Raw genomic sequence first — 12,827 nt, 5'->3', positions numbered from 1 at the left:
AAAAGGAATGGTTTATATGAATTCTATTTATTGGTTAACAAATGTACGTTTAGAGACAAGCTACCAAATCAATAATGGTATAACGACAGGTACCAATACGGAATGTTTTCATTTATTGATTGAAGATGAAAAGATTGCAAAGGTGATACCGTCTTCTGAGAAGATAACAGATAACCTGCAAAAAAAAGATGCAAAACAACTGCTGGCACTTCCATCTTTTATTGAAAAACATTGTCATTTGGACAAAACATTGCTTGGTGATCGCTGGCGTCCGGTGACACCTGTTCTTAATATTTTCGAGCGTTTTGACATTGAAAAAGAGGTTCTTCCTTCTCTGAAGACCTCCACACAGGAGCGTGCGGAGCTATTGCTTGAAAAATATGTGAAACTGGGCATTACTCATGTACGTACACATGTAGATATTTATCCAGAGGTTGGATTGAAGAACTTAGAAGATGTGCAAAAAGCATTACAGACATTTGATGGGAAATTAACGTATGAAATTGTTGCCTTTCCTCAGCATGGCCTATTGCGTACAGATTCAAGGCAATTAGTAAAAGAAGCATTGCAAAAAGGAGCAAGTTTTGTAGGAGGCGTTGATCCAGCTACTGTTGACGGAGATGTAAATGCATCACTAAAAACAATGGTTGAACTAGCTGTGGAAGGAAACGCTGGAATTGACTTGCATTTACATGATCCGAATCATTTGGGGATTTTCACAATAAAGAAACTAGCCGAGTTAACAAAAGAAGCCGGCTTGCAGGGGAAAGTAGCGATTAGTCATGCTTTTGGTCTCGGAGATATTCCATTATCTCAAGCAGAAGAAATGGCAGAATTACTTGTTGATGCGGGAATCACCATTATTTCTAGTGTACCAATTGATCGGAAATTCCCACCAATGGGTTTATTGCGTGAAAAAGGTGTGCCTGTTGCTGTTGGGTGTGATAATATTTTTGATGTTTGGTCTCCTTTTGGCAACGGAGATATCTTGGAACGAGCAGGACGATTAGCTGAAATCTCCAAGTGGGTGGATGAACGTTCACTGGCACAAGCTCTTCATTATATTACTGGTGGTAAGACGCCTCTTAACCAAGAAGGAAAGCAAGTGTGGCCGAAAGCTGGTGATGAAGCAAATATTGTTTTGGTTGAAGCATCTTGTTCTGCGGAAGCTGTTGCACGAAGAGCCAAACGGGCGGCTACAATGTTCAGAGGAAAGATAGTATCAAGTTCACTTGAATCATATTAAGAGCAAGTAATTTATCCGCATTTATTTAAAAAGAGATAAATTTATCAGGAAATGGCGGAGAATAGATTGTAAAACAGGATAACTATTGAATTTGTGGAGGTCTGTCATTCATAATGCTGATTGTTGTCTTTGGATTCCAGTTATTCAACGCTAACTTTCTGTAAAAAGCTGGCCGTCAAATTATAACTAAAAATAAACAGTTGAATCATTTTGTTCTTCTCGAAAGGTTACAAGCCAAAACGTCAATAGATTAGATTGCTCACAGAATGCTTGCAAAGTTATTTGAAATAATCATTCTGTGAGCTTATTTAATCTGCCTCATTATATAAAAAAAGTAAGTGTAATTAACTTTTAAAATATTTTCTATACAATTATGCCAATGATAGACTTTATTTATAATTAATTTTGTATAAATAAAAAGATTAACAGGATAATGGAATTTTGCTCGTCAATAATCAAAGGAGTTGTATATGATAAATAATGTCTAACAATCAAAGTCAAGTGAAAATTGCACCACTAATGATCTCTTTACTCATTTGTGGTTTTATGGGCATGTTTAGTGAAACAGCTCTCAATATAGCCTTACATCGTTTAATGATAGAATTTGATGTTTCTGCTGCTACTGTACAGTGGCTAACAACTAGTTATTTACTTGTATTAGCGACCCTTATTCCTATTTCAGGTTTGTTGATTAAACGTTTTAAAACGAAAAAAATCTTTATTACCGCTCTGTTTTTTTCGATTACTGGTTTAGTACTTGCTGCCTTTTCCCCAAACTTTATTGTACTGCTGCTTGGCCGAATTATCCAAGCATGCGGAACTGGGTTAGCAACACCGATTTTATTTAATACTATTTTAGTTATTTTTCCACCACATAGGCGCGGGGTCGCCATGGGTATGGTTAGTTTAGTTATGATGTTTGCACCGGCAACTGGTCCGGCAGTATCCGGATTTATTATGGAATACCTCAGCTGGCATTGGGTATTTTTATTGCCTATTCCATTTTTATTATTTTCTTTATGCTTAGGAATGGTTTATTTAATTGATTTGTCTATCGAAAACAAACCAGCAATTGATTATGTCTCTATTGTTTTATCAACCCTAGGGTTTAGCGGAATTGTGATGGGGTTCAGTCTTGCCGGAGAGACACAGTCTATTTTACCCGTTTTACTTGCACTTTTCATCGGTGGGGGGTCCTTAATTCTGTTTGGACGGCGTCAATTAACGCTTGATGAACCAATCCTTAACATTCGTGTTTTTAAACATCCAATGTTTATGATGGGGATAGGGTTAACAATTTTAAGTAATTTCATCATCTTTTCCAGTAACTTACTATTACCAATGTATATCCAAGGAGGATTGGGTTTAACTTCGGCTGATGCAGGATTGTTGTTATTGCCTGGAGGGATTATTAATGGAATCATGGCGCTTGTTACTGGACATTTATTTGATAAATTTGGTCCAAGGCTGGTAGTCATCCCGGGCTTTGTATTAGGTGTCATTTCGGTGTTATTCTTTTCACAATTATCTGCCGCTACCCACGGGTTAATGATTATGATTTTTTATACCTCGTTAATGGTGGGGATGTCCATGATAACAACGCCATCACAAACAAATGGATTAAATCAATTGGAAAGGAGTAATTATCCTGATGGAACGGCTATAGTTAATACTACCATTCAAACCTCTGGTGCAATTGGTACGGCGATAGCGGTCAGCATACTAAATAGAAGTCAAAATGCCTTTTTAGAACGGGGAACTAATACCGGAAATGCTGATGTTCAGATAGAGGCGCTGGTTTATGGAATTCAGCATGCATATACTTTTGCTGTTATCACAGCTATTATTGGTTTAATTTGTTCCTTATTTATAAAACGTGTGCCGGTTAGCAGGTTGACACTGAAAAAGTTTTCTTGAAAAAATGAATATTCTGGGTCTAATCTTAATTAATTTTTGATATTTGTTGAATTTTGATCCTTAAAAAATTTTATAAAAGGAGAGGTTCTTTTGACTTTGTTATTAAGGAATGTGCGTTTGGAAACAGGGTATTTGTATGATCAAACATTTATCGAAGCTGCAAAAACGGAAATATTTGATGTTTTAATTGAAAATGGAAAATTTATTAAAATAGCTTCAATGATTGAAGCTGGAAATGCAAAAGTACTAGATGCTAAAATGCAACTACTTGTTCCATCATTTAAAGAAATGCATACACATATCGATAAAACTTATTTTGGCGGTGAATGGAAAGCACCGGTTCCAGCTATAGAAGGAATTGTTTCCCGTTTAAAAGAAGAAGCGATTCTATTACCCAAACAATTAGATGTAGCCGAAGAGAGAGCACATGCCATGGTTCGCCATTATATAAGAAAAGGACATACGCACATTCGTACGCATGTGAATGTTGATCTGCAAATAGAGACCAGACATATAAAAATAGCCAAGCGTGTTTTAGAAAGTTACAAGGATCAAATTACGTATGAAATTGTTGCATTTCCGCAGCATGGTATATTACGTAATGGCCCTTCTTTTTTACCAATCCTTGAAAAATCATTACAAATGGGCGGTACGCATATTGGAGGGGTGGATCCTTCTTTATTAGATCGAAACAGTGGAGAAGTTTTAAAAACAATTTTTCAATTAGCGGAAAAATATGGTGTAGGAATTGATATTCATCTACATGAACAAAATACATTGGGAGAATTTGAAATTCAACGAATTCTGAATGAAATCGACCAACGTTCTTTTAACAAAGAAGTAACTATCAGTCATGCGTACGCATTGGCAGACTTACCTCAAAAATCATTAGACAAGCTGATAGATCAAATTGCTGTAAACAAAATCAACTTGACAACAACGGTTCCAATTGGAGCTGGTCAAATTACAATTCCAGTGAAATATTTATACGACAAGGGTGTAAAAGTTGCTTTTGGACATGATAGTCTTGTTGATCACTGGTCTCCTTTTGGAAGTGGCGACATGATTCGAAAAATAAATCAATTTATAGAACGTTTCGGATACATTGATGAATGGCATATTGGACAATCCATGAAGTATGCGACAGGTGGATTAACACCATTAAATGAGATGGGAGAACAACAGTGGCCCAAAATTGGGGATACAGCCGATGGGTTACTGGTAGATGCAGTGAGTTCTGCACACCTTATTGCCAGACAATGCCCAATTTCGACAGTGATTTCAAAAGGGAAAATAATTCATGAAGAAGAAATAGAGCTAAAGGGGGAATTTCGATGAGTGCATGGCTTCGAAATGTTCGGCTGGAAACGGGCGAGATAACGCATGGAGATGGCAGTATACAAACAAAAACCGATTTGTTTCATATTAAAATTGCAAAAGAAGGAATAATCCAAACGATTGTTCCTGCATCTGATTATATATCGGATGCCGATACAATTGATATGAAAGGAAAACTAGCACTTCCTGCATTCAAGGAAATGCACAATCATTTAGATAAAACCTATCTTTCATCAGGATGGAAGGCGTGTCGTCCCGTAAATAATTTATCAGAAAGACTAGCTGTCGAAGCAGCTGAATTGGAAGAACTTTCAGAATCAGTGACAAAACGGGCTTCTACTATGATCGAGTTACACTTGAATAACGGTGTAAATCATATCCGAACACATGTCAATATTGACCCTTTTATCAGATTAAAAAATCTAGAAGGAGTAAAAAAAGCACTGCAAGCCTATAAACAGTATTTAACCTATGAAATTGTTGCCTTTCCTCAACATGGCTTACTTGCGCATGAAGAAATGCCTGGATTATTAAGACAAGCATTGGAGTCTGGCGCAACAATTTTAGGTGCACTAGATCCAGCGGGTATCGATAAAGATGTTGAACAATCTTTACAAGTCACAATGGATATAGCTAAGGAATACGAGGTAGATGTAGATATGCATCTGCATGATAGAGGGCACGCAGGTTTCTATACGATGGAAAAATGGCTGGACATGGTGAAGGAACAAGATTATAAAAGGCATACTGCATTTAGCCATGCGTTTGGTTTAAGTAAATTGTCATCTCGTGCACAAAAGCAATTTGCGAAAAAATTAAACGATTACGATGCAGAAATTATGTCTACTATTCCAATTTCCATCAATCATCAGCTGATCCCTATTGATATATTGGAAACAGAAGGTGTAAAAGTAGCCTTGGGCTGCGATGGTTTTTACGATTCTTGGAGTCCTTATTTTTCAGGAGATATTTTGGAAAAAGTGCATAATTTTTGTGATTATACCGGGAAATCAGACGAACGTTCGTTACGTCAGAGTTTAAGTTTAATCACGCAAGGAGTGACTCCATTGAATGAAAAGGGTAAACAAGAATGGCCTGCGGTTGGGGCGGAAGCAAGTTTTGTATTTGTGGATGCCAGTTGTAGTGCAGAAACAGTTGCCAGACTGCCAAAAAACAGATTATTGATGCACAAAGGGAAGTTATACAATTGAAATAAAGAAAATATCGAGACTTAATACTGGAAAGTTGATTCAATCAGTAGAAAACAATGATATATAATTAACCTAATTAACTCTTGAAGTCCTTAATTGATAAGGACTTCAAGAGTTTTTACTTTGATGATTCCATCAATATCATTTTTTCACTACTTGAAAGTAACGGGATTTGCTTCAAAGACCAAACATCTGATAGTTGAAAATTACTTAGCTAATTATGTAGGTAAATTATTTTGTAAATAATGAAAGAGTGCCAAGGTAAATTCTAATTGAAGATTATTCTTCGGATTCTCTAAATTAATATTTAATAATTCTTCAATTTTTTTTAATCGGTGAATCATAGTGTTTCGATGTATATACAAGGATTTTGCTGCTTTTGTAATGTTACGGTTCATTAAATAATAAGATTGTAATGTACTTAAAAGAACCAGTCTTTCTTCCTTGTCCAATTCAAGAATAGGGAAAATAATCCGCTTCAACAGCAGATCTTGTCCTTCTTTTGAAAAATGAGTAAGTATCGTTTTTTGAAAGAAAATATCGTCGTAAGACAAAATCTGGTGGTTATGAGTTTTATATTCATTTGTATTATACATATAAACTATTTCTAATGCTTGTTGATAAGATAAATGCAATTCGTTCAAATGGGACACAATTGGACCTATTGCAATGATACTGTTTATCTCTGTTTTTGTACTTTTTATTTGATTTTGAATGGATTTGGCAATCCTTTTTGTCTCCTCTAAATAGCCTTCATTCTCCTTAGGGGGCTCTTCCAATAATAAAATAAAGAAATGTCCATATTCAATGCTTATAATTTTTTGTTTATACCCGCTGAGTATTTGATTCAAATAATTACTTAAATATGTCATCGGAGTATTTTCTATATTGGGTTCTGAATCAAGAGACAAAATCAAAACGGAATAATAAGCATCTTTTTTTAGTTGATAATAATCAATAAATTGTTGAAGCAATTCAGGGTTTTTAGTCTGATTTGTTATCAAATTAAAAAAGAGTTCATTCTTTTGTTTGTATTCTTCAAATTTTCTAGAGTATTCCAGTTGTAATTGGAGCAATAAATATCTTGCAGCAATTTTTATTTGAATCAGATCAGTCGGTTGTAAGTCTGATAATAGATTAAAAACGACCAGATAGGATAAAATAATATTTTTCTTTTTAATGGGGAAAATTCGGACTGAAACTGTATGGGAACGGATGTCTATATCTATTTTAGCTGGTTCTTGGTAAAAACGTAAAAGCGAATCTGTTTTCTTTAAAAGCTGTTTTTCAAACAATTGCTTTTGTGTATCATTTTGAAAAATGCTTGAGATTCGGAAAGGATTTTTGGGTAAGTCATAAAAATTTAAAAAATGAAAGTTTTCATCAAGTAACAAAACAGGATTTTGGATACTTTCAGCTAATTGTTGAAGAAGATGTTCACTACCATTTCCTGCTTCTAAAACTTGGTACATTTTATTGTGCATATAAAGCTCCTGATTGTCCATAACCCCGCGATTGTGCGTCAACATTTCGTTTACGGTAAAGATAATATGTGAGAATGTGTAATTATAAGGAATAGATAAAACAGGCAGATTCATTTCATCCGCTATCTTGATTAATTCTTCCGGAACCTCGTCAAAATATCGTTGTATTTTAAAACCGAGTGCAGCGCAATTCATTTTGGACAACTCTCGAATAACTTGTTTTTGCACCCCCTTATTATCTTTAAATGCAAATCCGGTCGTCAATAAAAACTCACCAGGAATAAGCCAATCTAGCGTATCCGGATTTTCCAGGATATTTACATTGAATATCAGATTGTCCTTTTTTTTACTTCCTGCGACAAACGTTATCCCTTCCAATCCATCAGCATTTAATAAATCTGCTACTTTCAGCATTCAATAACCTCCTCTTTATTTTCTGGTTCATTGTCAAAATTGCCTACGATAATTCATTTTTTATTGTAGGAAATAGCAATTGATGTTCCTCCAGTGTAGTTTATGATTTAACTATAGAGAGAAAGCAGTAGAGATGGGGGATGAACATCAAAGTATTTACTTATGACGAGGCTATTTTTTCGGATTTAATGGAGCAACAGCTTTTTTGTCTGCAACGTTTTAATCACACTATAAACTTTGGCGTGAACAATGAAATCCTATTGACGTTAACAACCAATAAAAACGCCTTTGCTCCATACACCATTATACTAGATCAAAATAATTTAAGCTATTTTTCGGATACATCGCTTTTCGTTCATAAAGACCGCAGAATAGCGTTCGAAAATCAAGACAATATCTATTTGGAAAAAGAAAGAGGTCAACATTGTTATCCGATTGTGCATTTGGAGAAAAATGAAAGCGTTGTATTTTTTGTGGAACTTATTGAAAGTAAGATAACTGCAGAAAAAAACGATACTGGTTGTCAACCACTTGAGATCTATTCTAAACAGCGAATAAAAGAGAAAATGAACTGCTTTAAACAAGCTTGGGAAAAAGAAGATATGGATATGGCTTTAGAACAACTTACACAGATTTTAGGATTAGGCGTTGGATTAACGCCGACCGGAGATGATTTTATTACTGGACTATTTGCTAGTCTATATGCAAAATCTGCTTTTCCTGCCCATTTTTCTCAATTAGCTTGTATAGCAAAGGAAAAAACAAATCCGGTTAGCTATGCAGAAATTCGAGAAGCAATTAAAGGACGTTTTGCACAGCTTATTCAAAATATTTTTATCACTATTTTAAGGGGGAATGTCCATGAGATGTTAATAGAAATAGAACAATTGAAGGCCTTAGGGTCAACATCTGGAAAAGATATTTTATGGGGCATTGTTTTTGGATTAAACCTATTTAGAAAGGAGCCTGATTATGGCAATTAAAACAGTAATCAAAAAAAATACCTATTTTGATTCAGTTACTTTGATGACTATTTCAACACGTGCAAATGAATTGGAATCGGTGAAAACAGCAATGATTGGTATGGGGACAGATATGAATATCGAGGTAATTCGTGATGTTGGCCTTTATACAAGCGAGTTAGATGATATTACAACAGGGGACTTAATGATTGTTTTGGACATTAAAGAAGAAGAGGACACCGAGACAGTTTTAGCAGAGGTAGAGGAACTCTTCACGAAAAAGAATCAGTCCGGGACAACGGAAATCAGCTACAAAACACTTGATAGCGCTTTAAATGATAATCAGGAATCAAATATAGTAGTCATTTCTGTGAATGGTAATTTTGCTTATCGTGAGGTAAATAAAGCGCTCGATAATGATAAACATGTCATGTTATTTAGTGATAATGTGACAATTGAAGAAGAATTGGCTTTAAAACAAAAAGCACATGAAAAAGAATTATTTATGATGGGACCAGATTGTGGAACAGCGATTATCAATGGCGTTGGATTATGTTTTGCAAATGAAGTGCGTGCAGGAGATATTGGTATTGTCGGGGCTTCAGGTACTGGAAGTCAAGAGGTTAGTGTTCAAATCCACAAACATGGTTATGGTGTTTCACAATTAATCGGTACAGGAGGGAGGGACTTATCTCTCGAAATTGGCGGAATTATGATGCTAGATGGTTTGGATGCGCTTTTAAAGGATGAACAAACCGAAGCAATCCTGCTAATTTCTAAGCCGCCAGCTAAAGAAGTGGAAGAGAAAATTATAGAAAAACTGAAAAATGCAACTAAACAGATTGTTATTTACTTTATCGGAAGTGAACGGGCTGGTTCTAATTCAGAAATCGCTAATGTCACCTTTGCAAACAATTCTTTACAAGCAGTGGAACAAGTGATTCAGTATAGCCGAATGATGCCTGCCGAAACAATGTTAAATAAGAATTTAACTATAGAAGAATTGAATCATATCTCAACAAAACTAAAAGACTCGCAAAAATATATACGTGGTCTATTTTGTGGTGGAACATTATGTGATGAACTATTGTATTCACTAATGGAATTTTCGGACGAGGTCTATAGTAATATTCATAAGTCCAAAGATCGTCAATTAACAAATCCGAATAGCAGTAAAGCACATACCGTTATTGATTTTGGCGACGATAAATTCACAGAAGGCAGGCCACATCCAATGATTGATCCAACTTCACGTATTCCAAGAATTCTTCAAGAAGCAAGAGATCCAGAGGTTGCGGTAATAGCACTGGATTTTGAGTTAGGCTATGGTTCACATGAGGATCCAGCAGGTGTATTAGAAGATGTGATTAGAGAGGCAAAAGATATTGCAGAAAATGAAGGAAGAGAATTAGTTATCGTAGGGTATGTACTTGGCACAGAAATAGATCCGCAAGATGTGAACAGTCAACGTGAAAAACTAGAAAATCTAGGTGTGCTTGTTGTTGATAGTAATCATCAATTGTGTGAAGTAGCAAAATCATTCATTAAAGGAGCCTGAAAATATGAGAAAAAGAAATGAACTCTTTCATACAAATTTAAATGCGATTAATGTCGGGATTGAATTTATTAATGAGGATTTAAAAAAACAAGGAATAAAATCTCATCAAGTAAATTGGGCGCCTCCTGCAGGTGGAAACATAGAGTTATTAAAAGTGCTTGATCGTTTAAAAGAGCCTGAAATACAAGAAAAAATTGCACGGGCAAATCAAGAAGCTGCGACCCGTATTACACAGTCAAAACCTATATTGATTGGATATGATCAAGCGATTAATGTCATGCCGAATATGACGAAAAAAACAATTCTTCATGCAGGTCCTCCTATTGCTTATGAAGATATGAGCGGCCCGATGCAGGGGGCTGTACAAGGAGCTTTGGTATTTGAGGAGTTGGCAACAGATATAGATGAAGCAGATAGATTAGCCCGATCTGGCGAAATTACTTTTTCTCCATGTCATGAACATGATGCTGTCGGATCGATGGCCGGGGTCACTTCTCCAAGTATGTATGTGCACATCATCAAAAATGAAACTTATGGCAATATTGCCTATACAAACTTGAGTGAGCAGCTTGCTAAAGTGTTACGCTTTGGGGCAAACGACCAAACAGTTATCAATCGTTTACGTTGGATTCGGGATGTCATGGGGCCGATGCTGCATGATGCTATGGAGCTTTGCCCAAATGGTATTGATTTACGTTTAATGCTTTCACAGGCGCTTCATATGGGAGATGAATGTCATAATCGGAATGTTGCCGGATCAACACTGCTCATTCAAGCATTAACCCCTTATATAATACGGACAAATTTCAGCAAAGAACAAATGGAAGAAGTCTTTGAATTTACCGCTAGTTCTGACTACTTCTCGGGACCAACTTGGATGGGTGTTGCAAAATGTGCACTTGATGCTGGTCATAATGTTGAAAATAGTACAATTGTAACTACCATGTGCCGTAATGGAGTTGAATTTGGAATCCGGGTAAGTGGAATTGGCGGTAATAATTGGTTTACTGGTCCAGCACAAAGAGTTATTGGTCCCATGTTTGCCGGTTATACACAAGATGATGCAGGTCTGGATATAGGAGATAGTGCAATTACTGAAACTTATGGTATTGGTGGTTTCGCGATGGCGGCCGCTCCGGCAATTGTACCTTTGGTTGGTGGAACAGTGGAAGAAGCGTTAAATTACTCAACAGAAATGAAAGAAATTACAACGATGCCCAACCCGAATGTGACAATTCCGGTATTAGACTTTATGGGAATTCCATCAGGCATTGATGTGTTGAAAGTGATGGAAACAGGGATGTTGCCAATTATTAATACAGCTATTGCACATAAAAATCCCGGTATAGGAATGATTGGCGCAGGACTTACGAATCCTCCAGTAAATGTCTTTAACGATGCATTGATGGCTTTGTCAGAAAAAATAGTTCACTAGATTAAAGACGATCATTTGGGAACGCCACCTTTAATGGTCCATATTTGGAGAGAATAAATGGATATTAAAAAAACAAAAATCGCCCCATTTGTTGCATTTGCTGTTAAAATCACTGCGAGTCTTTTGCTTTATTTTACAATGGTTAATATTAGGAACGAGAGCACTTTTTTTCCATATAATGACGTCGTATTGAAAACAAACGAAAGTCTCTTTTATAAGACTATTTACTTTATGATGAATTTCACGGAAGGAGAATTTTATGGTGGCCTTCTTACTTCAATAATGCTAATTATTGGCGCTTTTATTGCGTGGAATCTTTATAAGAATAACTCGAAATGGCAGGGCTTTGCTATTTCTGGCGGTTCTGGTGTCTGGCCATGGGTGTTTGCTTCACAGATCATTTCCTTATTTTTAACAATATATGTATTTGATTTTGTTAAATTCTTTTCAGATGATGTTTTATGGCTGCCTACATTCATTGTGGTTGTTGGAACACCTCCGGCATTAACACTTGTTTATGGACCCGGTTTGAAAAAACTTCTGACTATTTCAGTATTAAGTGCATTATTTACGTTTCCATTTGTTCATTGGCTTAATCAGTACATCATGCCTTTACTGCATATTCCCAGTATGGTATCAAATGTAGCAACTATGGCATTTGTAGGTTTGATTGTGTCAGCGATTTGTCACCAACTGCCATGGATGAAGCGTGAAACTTCCAAAATAGCATTGGAACGGGCAAATACAACAGTCACGCAAAATACAGAAACGTTCTTTTGGTCAATCCGGCGAACATTAGCAGACTTTTCTGAAGCTTGGTTTTACGGTAATGAGCTTGTTGGTGTCTTTGTAATTGTTGGGGTTATGTTGGATTGGCTTATAAATATTGAACACATCACAAATGGTTCTGGACTTGTTCCAGAAATACTGATGGGCCAAATAGTAGCATCTTCAGTAGGCGTGTTACTTTATCGTAAACGTTTTGAAGAGCAGGGCTGGCAACCAACCTTTATGCCATTGGTAAGTACCGTTCCCGGGGTCATTTTAATGATGGGTGGAGGTATTGGAATCGCATTAATATCAGCTGTTTTATCCGGGATAATGTCTGCACCAGTTGGTGATTATATATCCAAACGATTACCAGATTATGTTCCTGGAGCAGTAGGGTTTGTTTCAGGTATGACTATTGTAACGATTCTAGTTTCTGCCGTAATGCATACTCTTTGACACTTTTAAAATAAAACGTTTTTTAGAAAGAAGGA

The 12,827-nt window shown here is 36.1% G+C and carries 9 protein-coding genes; 8 read left to right on the top strand and 1 reads right to left on the bottom strand.

Features of this window, described 5'->3' with window-relative positions; genetic code table 11:
- The first annotated feature begins 16 nt into the window (after positions 1 to 16).
- The 4 genes from IEX29_RS10070 (at position 17) to IEX29_RS10055 (ending at position 5,712) form a co-directional block, all read left to right on the top strand.
- A complete protein-coding gene (locus IEX29_RS10070; RefSeq protein ID WP_188734325.1) occupies positions 17 to 1,246 on the top strand; it encodes an amidohydrolase in 1,230 nt (409 codons plus the stop codon).
- Between the two features lie 480 nt (positions 1,247 to 1,726).
- Positions 1,727 to 3,163 carry a DHA2 family efflux MFS transporter permease subunit gene (locus IEX29_RS10065; protein WP_188734324.1) on the top strand — a complete coding sequence of 479 codons (1,437 nt, stop codon included), beginning with the start codon at positions 1,727 to 1,729 and terminating at the stop codon, positions 3,161 to 3,163.
- Between the two features lie 90 nt (positions 3,164 to 3,253).
- Positions 3,254 to 4,501 (top strand): amidohydrolase, encoded by a 1,248-nt coding sequence (locus tag IEX29_RS10060; RefSeq protein WP_188734323.1) that lies wholly within the window; start codon positions 3,254 to 3,256, stop codon positions 4,499 to 4,501.
- A complete protein-coding gene (locus IEX29_RS10055; protein WP_188734322.1) occupies positions 4,498 to 5,712 on the top strand; it encodes an amidohydrolase in 1,215 nt (404 codons plus the stop codon). Before IEX29_RS10060 ends, IEX29_RS10055 begins: the two co-directional genes overlap by 4 nt.
- Before the next feature lie 218 nt (positions 5,713 to 5,930).
- Here IEX29_RS10055 and IEX29_RS10050 read toward each other — a convergent pair whose 3' ends face one another.
- Complete coding sequence (locus IEX29_RS10050) at positions 5,931 to 7,610, bottom strand: PucR family transcriptional regulator (protein ID WP_188734321.1); 1,680 nt, start codon at positions 7,608 to 7,610, stop codon at positions 5,931 to 5,933.
- Between the two features lie 140 nt (positions 7,611 to 7,750).
- On the opposite strand from IEX29_RS10050, the gene IEX29_RS26645 reads away from it, so the two are divergent.
- Genes IEX29_RS26645 through IEX29_RS10030 form a run of 4 tightly spaced genes read left to right on the top strand, consistent with a single transcriptional unit; the run spans position 7,751 to position 12,792 of the window.
- Positions 7,751 to 8,593 (top strand): oxamate carbamoyltransferase subunit AllH family protein, encoded by an 843-nt coding sequence (locus IEX29_RS26645; protein WP_204799042.1) that lies wholly within the window; start codon positions 7,751 to 7,753, stop codon positions 8,591 to 8,593.
- Complete coding sequence (fdrA, locus tag IEX29_RS10040) at positions 8,583 to 10,130, top strand: acyl-CoA synthetase FdrA (protein WP_188734320.1); 1,548 nt, start codon at positions 8,583 to 8,585, stop codon at positions 10,128 to 10,130. Before IEX29_RS26645 ends, fdrA begins: the two co-directional genes overlap by 11 nt.
- A gap of 4 nt (positions 10,131 to 10,134) precedes the next feature.
- Positions 10,135 to 11,565, top strand: coding sequence for a YlbE family protein (locus tag IEX29_RS10035; protein WP_188734319.1), 1,431 nt, complete (start codon positions 10,135 to 10,137; stop codon positions 11,563 to 11,565).
- 57 nt (positions 11,566 to 11,622) lie between these two features.
- Complete coding sequence (locus IEX29_RS10030) at positions 11,623 to 12,792, top strand: hypothetical protein (protein ID WP_188734318.1); 1,170 nt, start codon at positions 11,623 to 11,625, stop codon at positions 12,790 to 12,792.
- Positions 12,793 to 12,827 lie beyond the last annotated feature (35 nt).

This window comes from Oceanobacillus neutriphilus, assembly GCF_014645515.1.
Lineage (GTDB): Bacteria > Bacillota > Bacilli > Bacillales > Amphibacillaceae > Oceanobacillus > Oceanobacillus neutriphilus.
This window is presented reverse-complemented; position numbering and strand designations above follow the sequence as displayed.